General features: G+C 73.0%; 17 protein-coding genes and 1 tRNA gene. 15 read left to right on the top strand and 3 right to left on the bottom strand.

What is annotated here, in order from left to right:
• Positions 1–107 precede the first annotated feature (107 nt).
• Both AAEP86_RS13160 and AAEP86_RS13155 read left to right on the top strand, forming a co-directional pair.
• Positions 108–1,340 (top strand): D-alanyl-D-alanine carboxypeptidase family protein, encoded by a 1,233-nt coding sequence (locus AAEP86_RS13160; protein WP_420367780.1) that lies wholly within the window; start codon positions 108–110, stop codon positions 1,338–1,340.
• A 39-nt stretch (positions 1,341–1,379) separates the two neighbouring features.
• Positions 1,380–2,750, top strand: coding sequence for a serine hydrolase domain-containing protein (locus tag AAEP86_RS13155; protein WP_420367779.1), 1,371 nt, complete (start codon positions 1,380–1,382; stop codon positions 2,748–2,750).
• Positions 2,751–2,776: 26 nt separating this feature from the next.
• On the opposite strand, the gene AAEP86_RS13150 is transcribed toward AAEP86_RS13155, so the two are convergent.
• Complete coding sequence (locus AAEP86_RS13150; protein WP_420367778.1) at positions 2,777–3,571, bottom strand: SGNH/GDSL hydrolase family protein; 795 nt, start codon at positions 3,569–3,571, stop codon at positions 2,777–2,779.
• A 23-nt stretch (positions 3,572–3,594) separates the two neighbouring features.
• Between AAEP86_RS13150 and AAEP86_RS13145 the strand changes: the two genes are divergently transcribed.
• The 7 genes from AAEP86_RS13145 (at position 3,595) to AAEP86_RS13115 (ending at position 14,124) form a co-directional block, all read left to right on the top strand.
• A complete protein-coding gene (locus AAEP86_RS13145) occupies positions 3,595–7,158 on the top strand; it encodes an FUSC family protein (protein ID WP_420367777.1) in 3,564 nt (1,187 codons plus the stop codon).
• Positions 7,155–8,405, top strand: a complete 1,251-nt coding sequence (gene dinB, locus AAEP86_RS13140; protein ID WP_420367776.1) for a DNA polymerase IV — start codon at positions 7,155–7,157, stop codon at positions 8,403–8,405. The genes AAEP86_RS13145 and dinB overlap by 4 nt, the downstream gene beginning before the upstream one ends.
• Positions 8,406–8,569: 164 nt before the next feature.
• A complete protein-coding gene (locus AAEP86_RS13135) occupies positions 8,570–10,369 on the top strand; it encodes a DEAD/DEAH box helicase (RefSeq protein WP_420370486.1) in 1,800 nt (599 codons plus the stop codon).
• A gap of 16 nt (positions 10,370–10,385) precedes the next feature.
• Positions 10,386–10,604 carry a hypothetical protein gene (locus tag AAEP86_RS13130; protein WP_420367775.1) on the top strand — a complete coding sequence of 73 codons (219 nt, stop codon included), beginning with the start codon at positions 10,386–10,388 and terminating at the stop codon, positions 10,602–10,604.
• A gap of 32 nt (positions 10,605–10,636) precedes the next feature.
• Entirely contained in the window at positions 10,637–11,965 is a 1,329-nt protein-coding gene (locus AAEP86_RS13125; RefSeq protein ID WP_420367774.1) for an NAD(P)/FAD-dependent oxidoreductase, read from the top strand.
• 426 nt (positions 11,966–12,391) lie between these two features.
• Positions 12,392–13,531 carry a zinc-dependent alcohol dehydrogenase gene (locus AAEP86_RS13120; RefSeq protein ID WP_420367773.1) on the top strand — a complete coding sequence of 380 codons (1,140 nt, stop codon included), beginning with the start codon at positions 12,392–12,394 and terminating at the stop codon, positions 13,529–13,531.
• An 11-nt stretch (positions 13,532–13,542) separates the two neighbouring features.
• A complete protein-coding gene (locus tag AAEP86_RS13115) occupies positions 13,543–14,124 on the top strand; it encodes a hypothetical protein (protein ID WP_420367772.1) in 582 nt (193 codons plus the stop codon).
• Positions 14,125–14,266: 142 nt separating this feature from the next.
• Here the strand turns inward: AAEP86_RS13115 and AAEP86_RS13110 are convergent.
• A tRNA-Leu gene (locus AAEP86_RS13110) sits at positions 14,267–14,352 on the bottom strand.
• A gap of 172 nt (positions 14,353–14,524) precedes the next feature.
• Between AAEP86_RS13110 and AAEP86_RS13105 the strand changes: the two genes are divergently transcribed.
• From AAEP86_RS13105 to mshC, 3 genes are all read left to right on the top strand, one after another.
• The gene (locus tag AAEP86_RS13105; protein ID WP_420367771.1) at positions 14,525–15,841 is read left to right on the top strand and encodes a M20/M25/M40 family metallo-hydrolase; all 1,317 of its coding nucleotides are present in this window, start codon (positions 14,525–14,527) and stop codon (positions 15,839–15,841) included.
• Between the two features lie 61 nt (positions 15,842–15,902).
• Positions 15,903–16,733, top strand: coding sequence for an undecaprenyl-diphosphate phosphatase (locus tag AAEP86_RS13100; RefSeq protein WP_420367770.1), 831 nt, complete (start codon positions 15,903–15,905; stop codon positions 16,731–16,733).
• Positions 16,730–17,974, top strand: coding sequence for a cysteine--1-D-myo-inosityl 2-amino-2-deoxy-alpha-D-glucopyranoside ligase (gene mshC / locus AAEP86_RS13095; protein ID WP_420367769.1), 1,245 nt, complete (start codon positions 16,730–16,732; stop codon positions 17,972–17,974). The genes AAEP86_RS13100 and mshC overlap by 4 nt, the downstream gene beginning before the upstream one ends.
• 291 nt (positions 17,975–18,265) lie before the next feature.
• On the opposite strand, the gene AAEP86_RS13090 is transcribed toward mshC, so the two are convergent.
• Complete coding sequence (locus AAEP86_RS13090; RefSeq protein WP_420367768.1) at positions 18,266–19,195, bottom strand: proteasome assembly chaperone family protein; 930 nt, start codon at positions 19,193–19,195, stop codon at positions 18,266–18,268.
• A 160-nt stretch (positions 19,196–19,355) separates the two neighbouring features.
• Between AAEP86_RS13090 and AAEP86_RS13085 the strand changes: the two genes are divergently transcribed.
• The 3 genes from AAEP86_RS13085 to AAEP86_RS13075 are packed head-to-tail and all read left to right on the top strand — an operon-like array spanning position 19,356 to position 22,097.
• The gene (locus AAEP86_RS13085) at positions 19,356–20,066 is read left to right on the top strand and encodes an HAD family hydrolase (RefSeq protein ID WP_420367767.1); all 711 of its coding nucleotides are present in this window, start codon (positions 19,356–19,358) and stop codon (positions 20,064–20,066) included.
• Positions 20,063–21,121 carry a tRNA (adenine-N1)-methyltransferase gene (locus AAEP86_RS13080; RefSeq protein WP_420367766.1) on the top strand — a complete coding sequence of 353 codons (1,059 nt, stop codon included), beginning with the start codon at positions 20,063–20,065 and terminating at the stop codon, positions 21,119–21,121. Before AAEP86_RS13085 ends, AAEP86_RS13080 begins: the two co-directional genes overlap by 4 nt.
• A gap of 43 nt (positions 21,122–21,164) precedes the next feature.
• Positions 21,165–22,097 carry a hypothetical protein gene (locus tag AAEP86_RS13075; protein ID WP_420367765.1) on the top strand — a complete coding sequence of 311 codons (933 nt, stop codon included), beginning with the start codon at positions 21,165–21,167 and terminating at the stop codon, positions 22,095–22,097.
• The last annotated feature ends 63 nt before the right edge of the window (positions 22,098–22,160 follow it).

Genomic DNA, 22,160 nt, shown 5'->3' with positions numbered 1-22,160 from the left:
GGGAGCGTGGTCCGGTCGGTCCATTGGTCGGACCAGAGTTCACACGACCGTCACACGGGCGCGTCCTCGCAGGCCGCCGGACGGGGTCCCCGGTACGCTCTGGTGCCGTGCCACGAGTCGTCCGCCGCCCTCGCTCCGCCGTCCGGAGGCCGGTGACCATCGCGGTCGTGGCCGTGCTCGTGCTCGTCGCCGGGTACCTCGTCGCCGCGGCCGTCGTGCCGTTCGCCCCGGCGAGCGCCTCGACCACGACCTACTCGGCGCCGACGACCTCGGTCCCCGACCTCAGCTTCCCCGGGTACGGCGCCACCGCGGTCGAGGCCACGGACTTCCCGGAGAGCCTGCGCAGGAGCGGGGACACGAAGCCACGGTCGATCGCGAGCATCTCGAAGGTCGTGACCGCGCTCGTCGTCCTCGACGCGAAGCCGTTGCGGACGGGGGAGACCGGTCCGTCGATCGCCTTCAACGCCGAGATGCAGGGGCTCTACGCGAAGTACCTCGCGGTGAACGGCGAGGTCGCTCCGATGCCGGCCGGACTGAAGCTCTCCGAGTACCAGACGCTGCAGGTCATGCTCATGAAGTCGGCGAACAACTACGCCGGCGCGCTCGCCATCTGGGCCTTCGGCTCGCTCGACGCCTACGACCACGCCGCCGACGCCTGGCTCGACCGGCAGGGCCTCGACCACACCACGATCGACGAGCCGACGGGTCTCGACGCCGCCAACCGGTCGACGGCCACCGACCTCGTCCGGCTCGGGCAGCTCGCGCTCGCGAACCCCGTCGTGAAGGAGGTCGTCGGCACCAAGCAGGTGACGGTCCCCGGCGCGGGCGCGATCGAGAACTCGAACAAGCTCCTCGGGCTCGACGGGGTCGAGGGCATCAAGACCGGCACCCTCGACGAGGCCGGTGCCTGCCTGCTCTTCGCCGCGACCTACGAGCGCGGCGGCAGGACCGTCACCGTCGTCGGGGCCATGCTGGGCGGAGTCGACCACGACTCGCTCGACGCGGACGTGCAGCGACTGCTCCGCTCGGTCGCCGACAACTTCCAGGTCGTGACCCTGACGCACGCGGGGCAGACCTTCGGGACGTTCTCCACCCCGTGGCAGGACGAGGCCGACGCCGTGGCGCGGACGGCCTCCGAGGTCCTGGTGTGGGGCAGGACGACGGTCGCCGCGAAGACGCACCTCGACCGCGTCACGCTCGGGACCAAGGGGGAGCGGGTCGGCTCGGTGCGCTTCACCGTCTCGGACCACGCGCCGGTCACGGTGCCGCTCGTGCTCGAGCGGTCGATCGACGACCCAGGCGTGTGGTGGCGGTGGACGAACCCCTTCCAGGGCGCGTGAGCCTGGCCGGCCGGAGCGCGGCGTCGTAGTGTCGGACGGGTGACGACGACGTTCCCCCGCACTGCCCCGTCCACCCTCGGCATCGACGCCCGCGGCATCGCGGCGCTCCTCGACGCCCTCGAGACCACCCCGGGCGTGGAGCCGCACGGGCTCGTGCTGCTCCGCCACGGCCAGGTCGCCGCCGAGGGCTGGTGGGCGCCGTACCGTCCCGACCGCGTCCACCTGCTCTACTCGCTGAGCAAGAGCTTCACCGCGGCGGCGGTCGGCATCGCCGTCCGGGCGGGCCTCGTCGACCTCGACGCCACGGTCCTGTCGTACTTCCCGGAGCTGGACGGCGAGGTCACCGACGACCGCAGCCGACGCATGCGGGTCCGGCACGTGCTCGCGATGGCCAGCGGACACCGTGAGGAGACGCTCGACCGCGCCACCGCGATCGACCCGACGAACACCGTGCGCGGGTTCCTGCTGCTCCCGCCGGACGAGGAGCCGGGTTCGGTCTTCGCCTACAACCAGCCGTGCACGTACACGCTCGGTGAGATCGTCCGGCGGGTGAGCGGCGTCTCCCTCGTCGAGTACCTCCGACCACGGCTGCTCGACCCGCTCGGCATCGACGACCTCGCGTGGCGTCGCGACGACCGTGGCGCGGAGCTGGGCTTCAGCGGCTGCCACGCGACGACGGAGTCCGTGGCGAAGCTCGGGCAGCTGTACCTGCAGCGCGGGGTCTGGGACGGGGAGCGGATCCTCGACGAGGACTGGGTCGCGCAGGCGACGAGCACGCAGGTCGAGAACCCGGCGGAGGAGAACCCGGACTGGCGGCAGGGGTACGGCTTCCAGTTCTGGATGGCCCGCCACGGTTTCCGCGGTGACGGCGCGTACGGGCAGTTCTGCGTGGTCCTGCCGGAGCAGGACGTCGTGCTCGCGGTGACCGGTCAGAGCCTCGACATGCAGGCGGTGCTGGACGCGGTCTGGCGGCACCTCCTGCCCGCCGTCGACGCTGCGGACCCCGACCCGGCCGCGGACGCCGGTCTGGAGGCGCGACTCGCCTCGCTGGGGCTGCCCCCGGTCGGCGGTGGTCGGCTCCCCGACCTCGCTGCCGCCGGTCCCTTCCACGGCGAGGGGCTCGACCGCCTGGCGTTCACGCCCGAGGGCGACGGCTGGCGGGCCACCATCGACGTCGACGGCGGCACCCTCACCGTGCCGGTGGGCGAGGGAGCGTGGGCCGAGGAGGGCCCCCTGGCAGCGAGCGGTGCGACCGCCCCGGACGGCACGGTGCTCGTCGACGTCCGGTTCGTCGAGACGCCGCACCTGCTGCACCTGCGCCTCGACACGAGCGCCGGGTCGGTGACGGCGGTGTGGGAGACGCAGCCGCTCCACGACGGCCCGCTCAGCCTGCGTCGTCCCGCCGACTGACCGGCAGCGGCCGGGTCGCGGGGACGCTACGGGGTGTCGGACCGGTGCTCGACGACGTCCTGCAGTTCCGGACGCTTCGGCGTCACACCGTCGCCGGAGGACGTGTGCTTGATGCGCCGGACGACCCATGGCACGAGGTACTCGCGGGCCCAGCCGAGGTCCTCGGCGCGAGCCTCCCGCCACGGCCGGGCCTCGAGCGGCTCCGGGTTGAACGGGGCGAGCCCGTGCTCGACGCCCAGCGCGTCGAGCACGGCAGCGGCCACCGTGGCGTGCCCGATCGGGGAGTGGTGCAGCCGGTCCGGTGCCCACATCCGCGGGTCGCGGAGGACGCGGAGCGCCCACATGCTCGCCACGATCGCGCCGTGCTTGAGGGCGATGGCGTGCAGGTTCTCGTTGTAGATCGCGGTCTTGCCGCGCACCATGCCGAGCACCGGGGTCATCCCGACGTCCGGCCCGGTGAAGAGCACCACGGTGGCGCCGTCGCTCCGCAGCCGCTCGACCATCCGGTCGACCCGTTCGGCGAGCTCGTCGGGGTCCGAGCCGGGACGGATGATGTCGTTGCCGCCGGCCGAGACCGTGACGAGGTCGGGACGCAGCGCCAGGGCCGGCTCCACCTGCTCGTCGATGATCTGCTGCAGCAGCCGCCCGCGCACGGCGAGGTTCGCGTAGGCGAAGTCCTCGGACTGGTGCGCCAGCACCTCGGCCACGCGGTCGGCCCAGCCGCGGTTGCCACCGGGCACCGTCGGGTCCGGGTCACCGATGCCCTCGGTGAACGAGTCACCGATCGCGACGTACCTGGACCACGGATGACGATCTGACACGACTCGGACCATAGTCTCGTGCCATGACGAAGGCCAACACGGCGGCGTCCGGCTGGACCCTGCCGGAGGACCTGCTTGACCGCATCGCCGAGCGCGCCCCGCGCTACGACGCCGAGAACGCGTTCTGCGCCGAGGACCTCCAGGAGCTCCGCGACGCCGGCTACCTGCGCATCGGCGTCCCGACCGAGCAGGGCGGCTCCGGTCTCGGGCTCGCCGCGACGAGCGTCGTCCAGCGTCGCCTCGCCCAGGCCGCACCGGCGACCGCGCTCGGACTCGGCATGCACCAGGTGTGGGTGCAGGCGGCCCGGAGCGTGACCGCGCGGGGCGGGTCGTTCCTCCAGACCGTCACGGACCACGCGGCGGACGACCACCTGCTCGCCTTCGGCGTGAGCGAGCCGGGCAACGACGCCGTCCTGTTCGACTCGTCGACGACGGCGGAGCCGGACGGCGACGGTGGGTACCGGTTCACCGGGACGAAGGTGTCCACCTCGCTCGCTCCGGCGTGGGACGTGCTCAGCGTCTTCGGCAAGGACGAGACCGGGCCGGAGCCGCGGCTCGTCCACGGGTTCGTGCTGCGCTCCGACGGCGCCGTGGAGCACCTCGACGACTGGGACACGCTCGGCATGCGGGCCACGCAGAGCCGCACCACACGGTTGCACGGCGTCCACGTCCCGGCCGCACGCATCGTCCGCTCGCTGCCCGTCGGCCCGAACCAGGACCCGCTGGTGTTCGGCGTCTTCGCGGCGTTCGAGCTGCTCGTCGCCTCGGTCTACCTCGGCATCGCCTCGCGGGCCGTCGACCTCGCGGTGACGGCGGTGCGGTCGCGCACGGCCCGCGACGGCACCCCGCGCTCGCAGGACCCGGACGTCCGCCGCGCGCTGGCCGACGTCCGGGGCGCGGTCGACGCCGTCGACCTGCAGGTGTCGTCGCTCGCGCGCTCGGTCGACGAGCTGGACGACCTCGGGGCGCGGTGGTTCCCGCTGCTCGTCGGGACGAAGGCGCGGGCGGTGGACACGGCCCAGCACGCGGTCGACGAGGCCATGCGGGTGGTCGGTGGCAGCGCGTTCCGCGCGGACAGCGAGCTCGCACGCCTCGCCCGTGACGTCCGCGGGCCAGTACCACCCGTCGACCCGCGACTCGGCGGCGCGGACGATCGCGGCGTCGCTGCTCGGTCCCCTCGCCCCGGCTGCGGCACCGGGCCCGCCCCGGAAGTAGTTAGATTCCGGTACCATTGGCCTCCCGACGGGACAGGAGGCGGCCGGAGCGTGCTGAGGACCGAGACCAGCAGCCGGACGGCCCCGCGACGACGGACCCGCAGCCGGCGGATCGCCGACGGCGTCCTCGCGCTCGACCCCGGGCTCGTGAAGACCGACGGGGCGCTCCGGACGCTCGTCGCCGTCCCGGCCGGCATGGCCGTGGGCTCCGCCGTCGCGAGCGCGGCCGGGTTGCCGGCGCTCCTCGGCGTGATGATCGGCGCGATGCCGGCGTTCATCACCTGCCTGGTGATCGTCGACCCGGGCACCGGACGCACGGCGGCCCGGACCGGAGCGGTGCTCGTGCCGTTCGTCGTGGCCCTCGCCGGGAGCATCGCCCTGCACCCGTTCCGGCTGCTCGAACTCGTCCTCATCGTCGCGTTGCTGTTCCTGCAGTTCGCCGCGGCGTCGTGGGGCGTCTGGGCGTCGGACGCGGCGATCGTCGGGTTCGCGGGCTACCTCTGCGGACTCCTGCTGCCGCTGCCCGAGACGAGCGTGGTGCCGCTCGGGATCGTGGTCGCCGCATCGCTCGCCGTGACGACGCTCGTCCGCCTGGTGCTGCGGCCGGACCTGTACCGGGCGCTGCTCCGGACCCGTCGCGGCTTCGTGGCGCGTGGGGTCGACGTCCTCGAGGCGTCCGCCGCGGTCCTCGCCGCCGGGGTGGTGGGGACCGCGGCGGACGACCCGCGTGCCCGACGGCGAGCACTCCGTCGCCTCGCACGGGCCCGGGACCGGTACCACGAGATCGCCCTGACCGTCGACGGGATGCTCGCCGCGAGCGGGGTCGACGCGGCCACCGTCGCCGAGGAGCTGCACCGTCTGGTGTTCGACACGCACGCCGCGGTCGACGGGGTCGGCCGCCTCGCCAGCGCGCTCGTCGAGGACGGAGCACCGTCGGACGTCCGGCACGCCGCGCTCCGGGCCGTCACGCTCGTGCTCCGGCACGGCGGCGGCCAGGGCGGGGCCGCCGGACAGACGCTGCTCGCCCGCTACGCCGTCACCGCCGCCGCCGCCGACGAGCGCTCGCGGACGACCACGACGGTGCGGCGCCTCGCCGCCGCATTCGCCGACCTGCGGTCCGCGGGACTCCGGTGGCGCGAGCTCCGCGACGAGCTCCCGCGACGCGGGTCCCACGTGCCCTTCACCACGCCGGTCGTCCTCGCCGGTGGCCGACCGGCCGGCGCGGTGCCCGTCGTCGCGGACGCCCTCGCCGAGGGTCCCTGGCGCCGCTGGCACCTCAGCGCGTCGCTCCGGACCGCCGTGCACGCTGCGATCGCCGTCGCGGTCGTCGAACCACTTGCCCTGCTGCTCGACGGCAGCCGGTTCTACTGGGGTGTCATCGGCGTGATGATCGTCCTCGCCGGCACCAACACGACGCACGAGCGCGTCCGGAAGGCCCTGCACCGCGGTGTCGGGACCGTCGTCGGGGGAGCGGTCGGGCTCGGCCTCGCGCACCTGCTCGGCACCGAGCACCCCTGGGTGACGATCGTCCTCGTCTGCGTGCTGCTCGCGGTCGGCACGTACGGCTTCGGCGGGGTCTACGCGGTGTGGGCCGCCTGCCTGGTGGTCGTCCTCTGCCAGGTGTACGCGTTCTCCGGCACCCTGACCGACTCGCTCGTCGCGTTCCGGCTCGCCGAGAACCTCCTCGGAGCGGCCGTCGCGGTCCTCGTCAGCGCGGTCGTCTTCCCGATCGCCACCCGCGCCGTGGTCCGTCGGGCGGTGCGGCGGCAGCTGCTGGCGGTCCGCGCGTTCGTGCTCGCGCTGGTGGGGGTGGACGCCGACGCCGAGGCGGACGCGGGCGACCGGACGGGCGCCGGTCGTGCCTCCGCTCCGTCCGTCGATGGTCCGGTGGTCGACCTGCGTGGCCGGTCGCGCGCCGTGGACGTCACGACCTACCAGCTCGACGCCGTCCTGCGTCCGATGGTCCGCTTCCCGACGGGCGGGCCCGCCCGGGCCGACGCCAGGACCCGCGCCGCCCTGCAGGCCGCTGCGACGGTCGCGCGCGAGGCGGCCGCGAGGCTCGACGGGCCCCCGCAGGACCCGCCCGCCGCGCTCCGTGGTGCGGCCGAGCGCCTCGCCGCGTCGATCGCGGGACTCGCGGACGGCACGGTGGCCGGGGCGGACCCGGACGTGCCGGCCGCACCGTGGGTGCGGGTCGACGCCCAGCTCGACGAAGCCGTCGCCGCCGCGGCGGGACGCCCGGACGCGCAGGCCGTCGAGACCGCCGTGCACACCGTCGGGCGGATCGACGAGGCGCTGGCGCTGCTCGCCGACGAGCACCGCCGGGCCGGCACGCCGGCGGTGTCGGTGGCGTCTGGCACCATCGGTCCGTGAGCAAGCAGGACGGACGCAACCGGCTGGTCTCCGACGACCCCGTCGACGACGTCACGGCGACCGTGCTGCACGTCGACATGGACGCCTTCTTCGCATCGGTGGAGCTCCTCGACCGGCCGGACCTCGTCGGGCTCCCCGTCATCGTCGGGCACGACTCGGACCGCTCCGTCGTCACCGCCGCCACGTACGAGGCGCGGAAGTACGGCGTGAACTCGGCGATGCCGATGGCCGTCGCGAAACGCCGGTGCCCCGCCGCCGTCATCGTCGAGCCCCACTTCGAGAAGTACCGTGCGAAGTCGGACGCCGTCATGGCGGTGTTCGACCGCTTCACGCCGCGCGTCGAAAAGCTCGGCATCGACGAGGCCTTCCTCGACGTCGCCGGCGCGATCCGGCTGTACGGCACGCCGTGGGAGATCGGCCGGGCGATCCGCGCCGCGGTGTTCGAGGCCACCGGGCTGCACTGCTCCGTCGGCGCCGCGTCGACGAAGTTCGTGGCCAAGCTCGCGTCGAGCCGGGCGAAGCCGGACGGACTGCTCGTCGTGCCGGCGGCCGACACCGTCGCGTTCCTGCACCCGCAGCCGGTCTCCGCGCTCTGGGGCGTCGGCGGCAAGACCCAGGAGACCCTCGAGCGCCGTGGCATCCGCACGGTCGGCGACCTGGCGACGACCCCGCTCGGGTCGCTCGTCGCGGCCCTCGGTCCCGCCGGCGGGCAGCGGCTGCACGACCTCTCCTGGGGACGCGACCCGCGCACCGTCGAGAGCGGTGTCGGCGAGAAGTCGATCGGGCACGAGGTCACCTTCGGCCGCGACCTCACCGAGCGCGACGACGTGGCGCGTGAGCTCCTCCGTCTGGCCGACAAGGTGGCCGTCCGACTGCGCCGTGCCGACGTCCAGGCACGCACCGTCGCGCTGAAGGTGCGGTACACCGACTTCACCACGCTCACCCGCTCCCGGACGCTCGCCGAGCCGACCGACGTGGCGAAGCGACTGCACCGCGAAGCCGTCGAGCTCTACGACGTGCTGCACCGTCCCGGCAACCGGATCCGGCTCATCGGTGTCCGCGGCGAGAACCTCGTGCCGGCCGCCGCGAGCAACGCGCTCTGGGACGACGACGCGCCGTGGCGCGAGACGGAGACCACCGTCGACGCCGTCGCCGCGCGCTTCGGTGCGGGCGTGCTGCGACCGGCCTCGCTGGTCCGCGGCACGCCCGAGGGGCGCGTCCCGCACGCTCGGCAGGACGAAGGGTGACGGTAGAATCTCGGGAAGTGAGCGCAGCCGAGTACACCGATCAGCCAGGGCACGGGGACCAGCCCGCGGCCCTGTGGGACGACTCCGCGGCAGCACCGGCGACCGGCACCGACCGCGGTGCGTCCGGCACGGACGGAACCACCGCAGCCGCCCACGAGGACGCCGTGGCCGCGGCCGAGGCCGCCGGCAACTCCGCCGTCCAGCACCTCTCGCCGGCGTTCCCGGACCGCGCCGCGTGGGGGACCGCGTCGAAGCTCCGCGCGTGGCAGGTCGAGGCGCTGACGAAGTACTTCGAGAAGGAACCGCGCGACTTCCTCACCGCCGCGACCCCCGGGGCGGGGAAGACGACCTTCGCCCTCCGCCTGGCGACCGAGCTCCTGGCCCGGGGAACCGTCGACCGCATCGTCGTCGTCGCCCCGACCGAGCACCTCAAGCGCCAGTGGGCCGACTCCGCCGACCGGGTGGGCATCCGGATCGACCCGATGTTCAAGAACGGCGACGGGATGTTCGGCCGCCACTACCAGGGCGTGGCGATCACCTACGCCCAGGTCGGCATGAACCCCGAGGTGCACCAGAAGATCACCGAGGGCGGCCGCACGCTCGTCGTCCTCGACGAGGTCCACCACGGCGGGGACGCCCTGACGTGGGGCGACGGCATCCGCGAGGCATTCTCGAAGGCCACCCGCCGGCTCTCGCTCTCCGGCACCCCGTTCCGCTCGGACACCGCGCCGATCCCCTTCGTGCAGTACGCGCCGGACGAGCAGGGCATCCGCACCTCGATCTCCGACTACAACTACGGCTACGGCAGGGCGCTCAAGGACGGCGTCGTCCGGCCGGTCCTGTTCATGGCGTACGCCGGGCAGATGCGCTGGAAGACGCGCATGGGCGACGAGATGTCCGCCTCCCTCGGCGAGCCGGTCACGAAGGACATCACCGCGCAGGCGTGGCGCACGGCGCTCTCGCCGGAGGGCGAGTGGATGCCCGCCGTGCTCTCCGCGGCCGACAAGCGGCTGACCGAGGTCCGCCGCGGGGTCCCCGACGCCGGTGGCCTGGTGATCGCGACCGACACCACCACCGCTCGCGCCTACGCGCGCATCCTGCAGCGGATCACGGGGGAGCGACCCACGGTCGTGCTCTCCGACGAGGTCGCTGCGTCGAGCCGCATCCAGTCCTTCGCCGAGGACACCTCACGGTGGATGGTCGCGGTGCGCATGGTGTCCGAGGGCGTCGACGTCCCGCGGCTCTGCGTCGGCGTCTACGCCACCAGCGCGAGCACCCCGCTGTTCTTCGCCCAGGTGATCGGCCGCTTCGTGCGTGCCCGTCGCCGCGGCGAGACCGCGAGCGTCTTCCTGCCGAGCGTCCCCGGGCTGATGGCGTTGGCCGCCACGCTCGAGCTCGAACGCGACCACGCGCTCGACCGCCCGAAGGACGTCGACGACGGGATGTACAACCCCGAGGACGCGATGGTCGCCGAGGCCAACAAGGAGGACCGCGCGTCCGAGAGCCTGCTCGAGGTCCAGCCGTTCGAGGCGCTCGACTCGCAGGCGTCGTTCGACCGGGTGCTCTACGACGGCGGTGAGTTCGGCACCGGCGGCGAGGTCGGCTCGCTCGAGGAACTCGACTTCATCGGCATCCCCGGGCTCCTCGAACCGGACCAGGTGCGCGACCTGCTGCGCGCGCGGCAGGCGACCCAGGCGAAGCGTTCGAAGGGCCGGACGGTGAAGGACGGCCTCCCGAAGGCCGCCGAGCCCGAGGACCGTCCGATGTACCAGACGATCAAGGAACAGCGGACCGAGCTCGCCCGCCTCGTGTCGATCTGGTCGCGCCACTCGAACGAGCCCCACGGCGCGATCCACGCCGAGCTCCGACGGATCAGCGGCGGCCCCGCGGTGGCCCAGGCGAGCATCGAGCAGATCCAGAAGCGCATCGACGTCCTGCGTTCCCGCATCGGTGGCCGCCGGTGAGCCCGACGGACCGCCCGTGATCGAGCCCGTCGACGACCGCACCTGGTACGTCCGACGCGACCCGGAGTCCTCACCCGAGGCGATCATCGACCGGTTCGGCGGCGGCTACCGGCTCCGGCGCTTCTCGCTGACCGAGTCCCGGCGCACCCAGCACGGCGTCTACACGGGGGTCGAACTGGCCGAGACGGCGTGGTGGCGGCTCAGGGATCGGCCGCGCGACGGCGCGGCCTCGTGACACGCGCAGCCGATGTCCGGTAGACCGGGGGAATGGCAGACTCGATCCCTCACGTCCTCGTCCTCGGTGGCGGCTCCGCCGGCTACGGCACCGTCAAGCAGCTCCAGAAGCACGCGGCCACGGTGCCGATGCGCATCACGCTCGTGGACCAGAACACGTACTACACGTACCTGCCGTTCCTGCCGGAGGTCGCCGGCGGCCACATCGCTCCGAAGGACGTCACGGTGGAGCTGCGTCGCGCGCTCCGCAAGACCCGGGTGATCCAGGGCAAGGTCACCGGCATCACCGCTGCCGACAAGACCGTCACGGTCGCCACCGCCGGCGGCGACGACCGCACCCTCGGGTACGACCACCTCGTCGTCGCCCTCGGTTCGGTCACGCGCACGTTCCCGACCCCGGGGCTCGAGGAGTTCGGCGTCGGGTTCAAGAGCGTGGAAGAGGCCGCCTACGTCCGCGCGAAGCTCCTCGACAACATCGCGAAGGCCGCGGCCACGCGTGACGAGGACGAGCGTCGTCGCCTGCTGACGAGCATCTTCGTCGGCGGTGGCTACACCGGCGTCGAGGCGATCGGCGAGCTCTTCGACGTCTCGCAGGCCGCCATCGGGACCTACCCGTCGCTCGCCGGCGAGCACCCCCGCTGGGTGCTCATCGACGCACTCGACCGCGTCGCCCCCGAGGTCGGCCCCGAGCTGTCGAAGTGGACCCTCGAGTCCCTCCGCGCCCGTGGCATCGACGTCCGCCTGAAGACCACGATGCCGAGCTGCGAGGGCGGTGTCGTCAAGCTGTCGGACGGCGACGAGTTCGCCACCGGCCTGCTCGTCTGGACGGCCGGCGTCAAGCCGAACCCGCTCCTGGACGCGTCGGACCTGCCGCGCGGGCCGAAGGGCCACCTCGCCGCCAACGCGAAGCTCCAGGTCGAGAGCGAGGACACCCACGAGGTCGTCCCCGGGGTCTGGGGTCTCGGCGACGTCGCGCAGGTCCCGGACCTGACCGCCGAGAAGCAGCCGGCGTACTACCCGCCGAACGCGCAGAACGCCGTGCGTCAGGCCGTCGTGGTCGCCGACAACATCGTCGCGAGCATCACCGGCAAGCCCCTCGAGGAGTACCGCCACCCGTCGATCGGCACCGTCGCGTCCTACGGTGTCGCCAAGGGTGCGGCGAACATCAAGGGCATCAAGATGACGAACCTGCTGGCGTGGCTCGCGCACCGCTCGTACCACGTGTACGCGATGCCGACCCTCAACCGGAAGGCCCGCATCGTCATCGGCTGGGTGACCGGTGCGGTCTCCGGTCGCGACGCGACCTCCCTCATCAAGGAGACCAACCCCCGCAACAACTTCGTCGAGGCCTCGAAGAGCTAGACGCGACGGTCCGACCGACGGGAGGCGCGGTGCCGGCTGGCACCGCGCCTCCCGTCGGTTCCTGGTCGCGCTGGGACGGGACGCGCGCGTGTGCCGGTCGGGGCGGTCGACCCGTCGTCCAGCGGGCGTGCTGTCGCTCGGTGTGGGCGGGAGGGTACGTCCGCAGGGTTGCGACATGGTCGATGTCGCACGACAGCGGTGGTGTCGCTCGTGCGCGCGCGCAACGGTCGCGCACGCCGGGTTGCGACATCGTCGACCTCGTACGACAGCGGTGGTGTCGCTCGTGCGCGTCTGCGACTGATGAGCACGCGCCGGTGCCGCGCCTCCCGTTCGTTCCCGCACGCCCGTCTGGACGCGGAGCGCGGACCTGGACCCGCACGCATGTGCCTGCGGTCACGGTGGGCGACACGAGCGAGAGGAGACGCCATGCGCGCCATGACCTACCGGGGGCCGTACCGCATCCGGGTCGAGGAGAAGCCGGACCCCCGCATCGAACACCCGAACGACGCCGTCGTCCGGGTGGAGCGAGCCGCGATCTGCGGCTCGGACCTGCACCTGTACCACGGCATGATGCCGGACACCCGCGTCGGCCACACATTCGGGCACGAGTTCATCGGCGTCGTCGAGCAGATCGGGTCGTCGGTGGAGAACCTGCGGGTCGGGGACCGCGTGATGGTCCCCTTCCACATCTCCTGCGGGACCTGTTGGTTCTGCGCCCGTGGCCTGTTCACGAACTGCCACAACGTCAACCCGAACGCCACCGCCGTCGGCGGCATCTACGGCTACTCGCACACCACCGGTGGCTACGACGGGGGTCAGGCGGAGCGCGTGCGCGTGCCCTTCGCCGACGTGGGTCCCGAGGTGATCCCGGAGGACATCGACGACGAGGACGCCCTCCTGATGACGGACGCCCTCGGCACCGGGTACTTCGGCGCGCAGCTCGCCTCGGTCCGCGAGGGCGACACGGTGGTCGTGCTCGGCGCCGGCCCCGTCGGGCTGTTCGCGGCGAAGTCCGCGTGGTTCATGGGCGCCGGACGGGTGATCGTCGTCGACCAGTTCGAGTACCGGCTCGAGAAGGCCCGCACGTTCGCCCAGGCCGAGACGATCAACTTCGCCGAGGTCGACGACGTCGTGCTCGAGATGAAGAAGCAGACCGACTTCCTCGGTGCGGACAGCGTCATCGACGCCGTCGGGGCCGAGGCCGACGGCAACTTCCTGCAGCACGTCACCGCGGCGAAGGGGAAGCTGCAGGGCGGCTCGCCGGTGGCGCTGAACTGGGCGATCGACGGCGTCCGGAAGGGCGGGACGGTCTCCGCGATGGGTGCGTACGGACCGATCCCGAACGCGGTGAAGTTCGGCGACGCGATGAACAAGGGCGTCACGATCCACATGAACCAGGCGCCGGTGAAGCGGCAGTGGCCCAGGCTGTTCGAGCACATCCGCGCGGGGCACCTGAAGCCGAGCGACATCATCACGCACCGCATCCCCCTCGAGCACATCGCCGAGGGCTACCACCTGTTCTCGTCCAAGCTCGACGGTTGCATCAAGACCGTCGTCGTCCCGTGAGGAGGCCTCCCGTGACCGATCACACCCCGTACATCGCGGACCCGCCACGGCGGGTGCCGTCCGCCGACGAGCTCCGCGCCCGGATCCCCGGATGGGGGAGCGACCTCGACCTGGCGGACCGTCCGTCCGTCCCGAAGCTCTCACGGTCCGCCGGGGCCGCGACCGGTGCGCACTGGGACGTGCCGACCCAGCAGGACGGCGCGTCCGGCCGGGAACGCTCGATCGAGCACGCCCACGTCACGCCGGTGTTCGGCACGGCCCAGCCGTTGCACGGCGTCGCCGGCGCCGTCCGCCGGTACGCCTACCGGCGGTTCAGCGAGGGCCGTCTCGCGCACTGGATGCTGCTCGTGCTCGGCGACCGGATCGACGTCGCCACGCACCGGGTGACGGACGCGCTGCGCGGTCGGCCGGACCGGCTGATCCGTGAGACGGGTGTCCGCGCCGAGCGGGGGAAGCACCCGGTGGCCGCACGGCTGGGGTCATCCCGGCGCGACTGGCGGCACGGGCTCCTCGATCCGCTGGTGGCCAACTGGGGCTGGCTCGCCGCGGTCGTCGGGGTCGTGGTGCTGGTGCGACGGGTGCGGCGGCGCTGAGGCGCTGCCGCGTTGCGCTGCGCTGCGCTGCGAGCCTGAAGCGCTGCGGGCCTGGGGCGTTCCCGCTGCGCGGACCGGGTCCGACCGCAGCGGGAACGCGGAAGGCCCCCTGGCCGGTGAGCCAGGGGGCCTTCGCGTCGTGTGTCCGAGGGGGGACTTGAACCCCCACGCCCTAATACGGGCACTAGCACCTCAAGCTAGCGCGTCTACCAATTCCGCCACCCGGACAGGGTGTCTGGTGTCTGTTTCCCGGGTTTTCCCCGGCGTTCCTGCCGAGAGAAGACACTAGCACGGCTCTGAACGCGCGATGAACACGGCCGCGCATCCCGGGCGCGTCCGAGGGCGTCGGCCGGTGGGGTCGTGCCGCTGCCGGGTCGGCGGCCACCGGTAGCGTGGGGGCATGACGAACCCCGGGGCGACGCCGACCGACCTCGAGGCCACCGCGGCGATCGCCCGTGACCTCATCCGCATCGACACGACGAACTGGGGCGAGGGGAAGTCCCGCGGCGAGACCGAGGCCGCGCACTACGTCGAGGCGAAGCTGCGGGCGCTCGGCCTCGAGCCGCAGCTGTTCGAGTCCGAGCCGGACCGGGTGAGCGTCGTCGCACGGGTGCCCGGACGCGACCGCGACAAGCCCGCCATGGTCGTGCACGGACACCTCGACGTGGTGCCGGCGGACCCGGCGAACTGGTCGGTGGACCCGTTCGGCGGCGAGGTCAAGGACGGCATGCTCTGGGGCCGCGGCGCCGTGGACATGAAGAACATGGACGCGATGATGCTCACGTCCCTGGCCGACGTCATCGAGCAGCAGGGCGCTCCCGAGCGCGACCTCGTGGTGGCCTTCTTCGCCGACGAGGAAGCCGGTGGCCTCCTCGGCGCGCACCACGTCGTGTCGCACCACCCCGAGGTGTTCGCCGGCGCGACCGCGGCGATCAGCGAGGTCGGCGGCTACTCGATCACGCTCGGCGACCGGCGCGCCTACCTGCTGCAGACCGGCGAGAAGGCCCTGCTGTGGATCAAGCTCACCGCGACCGGCACCGCGGCGCACGGCTCGCACGTCATCCGTGACAACGCGGTGACGAAGCTCGCGGCGGCCGTCGCGCGCATCGGCGGCGAGGAGTGGCCGGTCCGCCTGTCCGCGACGACCGACGCGATGGTGGCCGAGGTCGCCCGGTTCCTCGGGGTCGACCCGACGGTCACCGGGCCGGACGAGGTCGCCCTCGCCACGGGGTCCGCGTCCCGGTTCATCCACGCGGCGCTGCACACCACGACGAACCCGACCGTCCTGACCGCCGGGTACAAGCACAACGTCATCCCGGACCACGCCGAGGCCCTGATCGACATCCGGTGCCTCCCCGGCGACGAGGAATCGGTCCTGGAACGCGTGCGCGAGCTCGCCGGCGACGACGTGACCATCACGATGACCCACCGCGACGTCGGGCTCGAACAGGACTTCGGTGGCCCCCTGGTCGACGCCGTCCGCGACGTCCTGGGGCGGCACGACCCGGGTGCTCCGGTCCTGCCGTACCTGCTGTCCGGCGGGACGGACAACAAGGCGCTCTCGACACTCGGCATCGCCGGCTACGGCTTCGTGCCGCTGCAGCTGCCGGCCGACATCGACTTCCCCGCGATGTTCCACGGCGTCGACGAGCGGGTGCCGCTCGACTCGCTGGCGTTCGGGCGACGAGTCCTCGGCGACCTGCTGGCCACCTACTGATATTGTTCATGGTCGCCTCCGTGGCGGTGCCCTGACCGACCTCCTGCGAAAGGCCAGCCCGATGCACATCCTCGAGGCGATCTTCCTCGGCTTCGTCCAGGGGCTCACCGAGTTCCTGCCCGTCTCGTCGAGCGCCCACCTCCGGATCGTCGGGCTCTTCCTGCCCGACGCGAAGGACCCGGGTGCCGCCTTCACCGCCGTGACCCAGCTCGGCACCGAGACCGCGGTCCTGATCTACTTCTGGCGGGACATCACCCGGATCATCGGCCGCTGGTTCCGGTCGCTGTCGGGGAGGACGGTCCCGCGGAACGACCCGGACGCCCGGCTCGGGTGGCTCGTCATCATCGGGACGATCCCGATCGGTGTGGCCGGGCTCCTGCTCAAGGACTCGGTCGAGACCACCTTCCGGTCGCTCTGGATCGTCGCGATCGTCCTCGTGGTGTTCGGCATCGTGCTCGGCGTCGTGGACGTCCTCGGACGCAAGGTCCGGCCCATCGAGCAGATGACGTTCGGCGGCGGCATCCTGATCGGACTGGCGCAGGTCCTCGCGCTCGTGCCGGGTGTCTCCCGGTCCGGGGCCACCGTGTCGATGGGCCTCGCCCTCGGGTACACCCGTCCGGCCGCGGCGCGCTTCGCCTTCCTGCTCGCCGTGCCCGCGGTCTTCCTGTCCGGTCTGTACGAGGCCGCGACGAGTCTCGGCGACACCGGGGCGCCCTTCGGCCTGGCCGACACGCTGATCGCGACCGTGGTGGCGTTCGTCGTCGGCTTCGTGGTGATCGCGGCGTTCATGAACTACATCAGCAAGCGCAGCTTCCTGCCCTTCGTGGTCTACCGGATCGCACTCGGTATCGTTCTCCTCGTGTTGTTGTCGCTCGGAGTGATCCAGCCGTGAGGGCCTGGCAGGTCCCGTCCGTCCCCGAGGTCCCCGGTTCCGCGCCGCGCCCCGTCGTGCACGACACGGCGAGCGGCGGTCCCGTCGACCCGACCGCCGGCGAGGAGCGTGCGGCGCTCTACGTGTGCGGCATCACGCCGTACGACGCCACGCACCTCGGACACGCGGCCACCTACCTCGCCTTCGACACGCTCGGTCGTGTGTGGCGCGACGCCGGGCTCGAGGTCGAGTACGCGCAGAACACCACCGACGTCGACGACCCGCTCCTCGAACGAGCCGCACGTGACGGTGTCGACTGGCGCGCCCTCGCCGCCTCGCAGATCGACCTGTTCCGCCGCGACATGGAAGCGCTGCGCGTGCTGCCGCCGGACGACTTCGTGGCCGTCACGGGCGAAGTGGAACGCATCGCCGAGGCCGTGGCCTTCCTCCAGGAGACCGGGTACGCTTACGCGGTCCCGACGCCGGACGCCGACGGCGACGACCTCTACTTCGACGTGCAGCGACCGACCGAGGCCTGGTCACTCGGCGACGAGAGCGGCCTCGACCGCGACACGATGCTCGCACTGTCGGCCGAGCGCGGCGGTGACCCGGAACGCCCCGGCAAGCGCGACGCGCTCGACCCGCTGCTCTGGCGCGCCGCCCGCACGGGGGAGCCGAGCTGGGACAGCGCGGTCGGCCCGGGTCGACCGGGGTGGCACATCGAGTGCAGCGTCATCGCGGGCGACCGACTCGGGCTGCCGATCAGCGTGCAGGGCGGCGGCAGCGACCTCGTCTTCCCGCACCACGAGATGAGCGCGGGGCACGCCGCAGCCCTCGCACACCAACCGCTCGCGGCCGCGTTCGTGCACACCGGGATGATCGCCTACCAGGGCGAGAAGATCTCGAAGTCGCTCGGCAACCTGGTCACGGTCCGGGGGCTGCTCGACGACGGGGCGGATCCGCGCGCGATCCGGCTCGCCCTGCTGTCGCACAAGTACTCGGACGACTGGGAGTGGTTCGACACCGAGCTCACGAGCGCCACGACGCGCCTGGCGACGTGGGACGCCTGGGCGACCGGTGCGGACGCCGGGCACGCCGACGACGCCGACGACGTCGCGGCCCGCATCCGAGCACGTGTGGCCGACGACCTCGACACGCCCGGTGCGGTCGCCGCCGTCGACACGGCGATCGCCGGTGGGACGGCGGTCACGTCGGACCTCGTCGACCTCGTCGACGCACTCCTCGGCATCCGCTTGGGCTGACGCCCGTCACCGCGCTGGGTGCGCGCGGGGTGCGCCGGGCGGGGTGCGCCGGGCGGGGTCGAGAGACACGCCGTGGGGGTGGCGCCGAGGTCGCGGAGAGCGCCGCTCGGGGCTCACGCGAGCGGCACGTCGTGCGACCCCGGCCGCCGAGCGCCCCTCCCGCCCGGCGCCCGCTCGGCCAGTCACGGCGCCCGCTCGGCCAGTCCGCGCGCCCCGCGCCCGGCGCACCGCCGACGGACGGGAGGCGCGGTACCAGCCGGCACCGCGCCTCCCGTCCGCCCGCGGATCCGTCTACTGCGGCGGCTGCGGGGGGCGGAAGCCCTCGCCGCCGGCCGTCCCGCCGTCCTTGCCGTCCTTGCGTTCGCGGCGGCGGAGGTACTGCTCGAACTCCTGGGCGATCGCGTCGCCGGACGCCTCGGGGGAGTCGACCGTGTCACGGGCCTGCTCGAGCTGGCCGATGTAGGACGCCATGTCCTCGTCGTCGGCCGCGAGGGCGTCGATGCCCTCCTCCCACTCGGTCGCGTCGTCGAGCAGGGAGCCCCGGGGAACGGTGACGTCGGTGAGTTCCTCGATCTTGTCCAGCAACGAGAGCGTGGCCTTCGGCGACGGCGAGTTGTGCACGTAGTGCGGGACCGAGGCCCAGAGCGACAGCGTGGTCAGGCCGGCCTTGTCCATCGCGTCGGCGAGCACCCCGAGGATGCCGGTCGGGCCCTCGTAGGACGAGCGGTCGACGTCGAACGCGGCGCGCACGCCCGCGTTCTCACTCGACACGAACACCGAGATCGGGCGCGTGTGCGGGACGTCGGCGAGCATGGCTCCGACGAACACCACGGCGTCGATGGAGTAGACGTCGGCGAGGTCGATGATCTCGGCGCAGAAGCCGCGCCAGGTCCGCGAGGGCTCCGGTCCGACGAGCACGAACACGTCGCGTTCCGTGGGGGAGCCGGTGGCGCCGATGACCGGGCGGCCCTCGGCCCCGGGCCCGTGGAGCACGATGCGGGGCCACTGCACGCCGCGGGCACCGCTCTCGTCGGAACCGACGGTCGGCCGGTTGAACTGGTAGTCGACGTACCGCTCGCCGTCGAGCTCACGCAGCTCGTCGAGCTCGAGCGACTCGACGATGCGCCTGGCGAGACCGCTCGCCGCTTCTCCGGCGTCGTTCCAGCCCTCGAACGCGACGACGAGCAGTCGTCCGTCGCTGAATGGGGAGTGCTGTGGCACGGACGGGACCTCCTGGTGGTGGAGCGGGGCGGGAGCGGCGGAGGCCGCGCACGGCCGGACACGGTTCAGGCAACAAGGATAGGGCCGTCGGTGACCGCGGTGCCCGCGCGTCCGCGCTGAGCGGAAAGGCCCGGCACCCGCCCCGGTAGACTCGTCGCCCGTGACCGCGCATCCCCCCGCCCTCGTCCCGCCCGCAGCCGTGCTGTGGGACATGGACGGCACGATCATCGACACCGAGCCGATCTGGCAGCAGTCCCAGGTCGAGCTCACCGGACGCCACGGCGTCACGTGGACCCACGAGGACGGCCTCTCCCTGGTCGGGAGCGGGCTCGAGCGTTCCGGCGAGATCCTGCGCGACCGCGGCGTCGACATGGAGGTCGAGGAGATCGTCCAGTGGATGACCGAGTACGTCATGGTGCGCCTCCGCGACGCCGAGCTGCCCTGGCGCCCCGGCGCGCGTGAACTCATCGAGGAGCTGCACGACCGTGGCATCCCGACCGCGCTCGTGACGATGTCGCGCCGGAAGATGGCGCTCGTGGCCGCCGACGCGCTCGGGGCCCGGGGGTTCCGGGTCGTCGTCGCCGGTGACGACGTCGAGCGACCGAAGCCCTGGCCGGACGCCTACCTGTCCGCCGCCGCACAGCTGGGGTTCGACGCGACGGCCTGCGTCGCGATCGAGGACTCCGCGACCGGGGTGGCGTCCGCCGTCGCCTCCGGAGCCGTCACGGTCGCCGTGGAGCACATCGTCCCGCTGTCGGACATCACCGGCGGCGACGTCCACCTGACCACCCTCGCGGACGTGGACGTGGACCGTCTCATCGCGCTCACCGGCCCGGCCCTCGCGGCCCGTACCCAGGAGGTCGCACGATGACCGGCGCCCCGACCGACCCGACCGAGGCCCTGCCGCACACCGCGGGTGGGGCGCCGCACACCCCGCCGCGCGGGCCGTTCCGCGCGGGCGACCGCGTGCAGCTCACCGGCCCGAAGGGCAAGCTGACGACGCTCTCGCTCGAGGTCGCCGGCGAGTACCACACCCACCGCGGCGTGCTCCGGCACGACGACGTGATCGGCCAGCCGGACGGCTCGGTGATCCGCGCGAGCACCGGCGACGAGTACCTCGCGCTCCGACCGCTCCTCAACGACTACGTGATGTCGATGCCGCGCGGCGCCGCGATCGTCTACCCGAAGGACGCCGCGCAGATCGTCGCCTTCGCGGACGTCTTCCCCGGTGCCCGGGTCGTCGAGGCCGGCGTCGGCTCCGGCGCACTCTCGCTGTTCCTCCTGCGCGCCATCGGTCCGACCGGCCGACTGCAGTCGTTCGAGCGGCGCGAGGAGTTCGCGGCGATCGCGCGCGGCAACGTCGGCACGTTCCTCGGAGCCGTCCCGGACAACTGGTCCGTGACGGTCGGCGACCTCGTCGAGGAGCTGCCGGACGCCGTCGAACCGCAGAGCGTCGACCGGGTCGTGCTCGACATGCTCGCGCCGTGGGAGTGCGTCGACGCCGCGGCGGACGCCCTCGTGCCCGGCGGTCTGATCGTCTGCTACGTCGCCACGGTCACGCAGCTGTCGCGCACGGCCGAGGCGCTCCGGGACACCGGGCGGTTCACCGACCCGCAGTCGAGCGAGACGCTCGTCCGGACCTGGCACGTCGAGGGGCTCGCCGTGCGCCCCGACCACCGGATGGTCGGGCACACCGGGTTCCTCGTGACGGCCCGCCGGCTCGCGGACGGCGTCGTGCTCCCCAACCTGAAGCGTCGCGCAGGCAAGGTCGAGTTCTCCGACGAGGACGTCGAGGCCTGGACCCCCGGCGCCGTGGGGGAGCGGTCCGCCAGCGACAAGAAGCTCCGCAAGGTCGCCCGCCAGGCGGCGGCCCAGGCCCGGAAGGTCGCCGCCGCCGAGGCCGGTGCCGCCGAGGACGACCGGTAGGCTACGCGACGTGCCCGTCCTGCATCGAACGGAAAGAGGGTCCGTGCGCACCATCCCCGCACTCCTGGTCACCATCGGCCTCGCCGCCGCACTCACCGGCTGCGCGTCCAGCGGGGCCGGCACGACGCCGTCGAGCTGCGCCGCCCCCGGTGCCGCCTCCGAGGCCGTGACGGCCAAGGGCGCGTTCGGCAAGGAGCCGAAGGTCTCCGTCCCGAGCGGGCTCACCACCAGGGGCACGCAGGTCTCCGTCCTCCGACACGGGGACGGGCGCGAGGTCGAGGACGGCACCCCCGTCAGCATCGAGTACACCCTGGTCGACGGCGCGACCGGCCAGGTCGCGCAGACCAGCGGCTACACCGGCTCCACCGCACCGATCACCGCCGGCGCGAGCAACTACGGTGCGCTCGGCGATGCGGTCGAGTGCGCGCACGTCGGGGACCGCCTGGCCGTCGCGCTGCCGAAGAGCGCGCTGAACACCGGTGCGGCCGGCTCCGACGACAGCAGCTCGTCGAAGGGGACCGAGGACGCGGTCGTCGCCGTCATCGACGTGAAGCGGGCCTACGACTCGCGCGCCACCGGCACGCCCCAGCTCGCGGGCGACGGGATGCCCGCCGTGGTCCTCGCCCCGTCCGGCGCCCCCGGGATCACGATCCCGTCGTGGGACGCGCCGAAGACCGACGAGGTCCACCTGCTCCGCAAGGGCTCCGGTGCCGAGCTCACCACGAAGGACACCGCGCTCATCAAGTACACCGCCGTCACGTGGGGCGCCGACGGGGCCGACTCCTCGGTCGCCGGGTCCAGCTGGACCGACGGGTCCGGCGCGCAGACGGTGCCGCTCGCCAAGGGACAGGTGCAGGAGGGCGTCCGCACCGCCATCCTCGGGCACCGCGTCGGCGACCAGGTGCTCGCCATCGTGCACCAGCAGGGCACGGCGTACGCCTACGTCATCGACGTCCTCGGCACGGTGGCCGGCTGAGCCGGTCCGACCGTCCACGGACCGCGGCGCGGGTGCACTCCGGTGCATCCGCGCTGCCGTAGG

It is taken from the genome of Curtobacterium sp. L1-20, assembly GCF_048755855.1.
In the GTDB taxonomy this organism is placed as follows: Bacteria; Actinomycetota; Actinomycetes; order Actinomycetales; family Microbacteriaceae; genus Curtobacterium.
Note: the sequence above shows the minus strand (reverse complement) of the source record. Positions and strands in the feature narration are given on the sequence as shown.

What these genes read in the sequence shown, in the direction of transcription:
- AAEP86_RS13145 (WP_420367777.1), top strand. Translation starts at nt 3,595, where the DNA reads ATGACGAAGGCCAACACGGCGGCGTCCGGCTGGACCCTGCCGGAGGAC.
- AAEP86_RS13125 (WP_420367774.1), top strand. Translation starts at nt 10,637, where the DNA reads ATGGCAGACTCGATCCCTCACGTCCTCGTCCTCGGTGGCGGCTCCGCC.
- AAEP86_RS13120 (WP_420367773.1), top strand. Translation starts at nt 12,392, where the DNA reads ATGCGCGCCATGACCTACCGGGGGCCGTACCGCATCCGGGTCGAGGAG.
- AAEP86_RS13105 (WP_420367771.1), top strand. Translation starts at nt 14,525, where the DNA reads ATGACGAACCCCGGGGCGACGCCGACCGACCTCGAGGCCACCGCGGCG.
- AAEP86_RS13100 (WP_420367770.1), top strand. Translation starts at nt 15,903, where the DNA reads ATGCACATCCTCGAGGCGATCTTCCTCGGCTTCGTCCAGGGGCTCACC.
- AAEP86_RS13080 (WP_420367766.1), top strand. Translation starts at nt 20,063, where the DNA reads ATGACCGGCGCCCCGACCGACCCGACCGAGGCCCTGCCGCACACCGCG.